4 tRNA genes are annotated in these 373 nt (G+C 54.2%); all 4 read left to right on the plus strand.

The features are described from left to right. The first annotated feature begins 6 nt into the window (after nucleotides 1-6). The 4 genes from AC2YJL_RS27675 (at nucleotide 7) to AC2YJL_RS27690 (ending at nucleotide 365) form a co-directional block, all read left to right on the plus strand. Nucleotides 7-99: transfer RNA gene (locus AC2YJL_RS27675), tRNA-Ser, on the plus strand. A 25-nt stretch (nucleotides 100-124) separates the two neighbouring features. Beyond that, nucleotides 125-201, plus strand: a tRNA-Met gene (locus AC2YJL_RS27680). 4 nt (nucleotides 202-205) lie between these two features. Next, nucleotides 206-281, plus strand: a tRNA-Asp gene (locus AC2YJL_RS27685). Between the two features lie 8 nt (nucleotides 282-289). Continuing rightward, nucleotides 290-365, plus strand: a tRNA-Phe gene (locus AC2YJL_RS27690). Nucleotides 366-373: the final 8 nt, after the last annotated feature.

A 373-nucleotide genomic window follows, 5' to 3' on the forward strand; every position in this document is an offset into this window, starting at 1 on the left:
ATATACGGAGGAATACCCAAGTCTGGCTGAAGGGATCGGTCTTGAAAACCGACAGGGGTGTCAAAGCCCGCGGGGGTTCGAATCCCTCTTCCTCCTCCATTTATTTATACCATATTCATATCATCGCGGGGTGGAGCAGTTCGGTAGCTCGTCGGGCTCATAACCCGAAGGTCGCAGGTTCAAATCCTGTCCCCGCAACCAAAGTGGTCCCGTGGTGTAGCGGTTAACATGCCTGCCTGTCACGCAGGAGATCGCGGGTTCGATTCCCGTCGGGACCGCCATTTTGTTTGGCTCGGTAGCTCAGTTGGTAGAGCAAAGGACTGAAAATCCTTGTGTCGGCGGTTCGATTCCGTCCCGAGCCACCATTTTAAGA

It is taken from the genome of Priestia sp. SRI_019 (genome assembly GCF_057586255.1).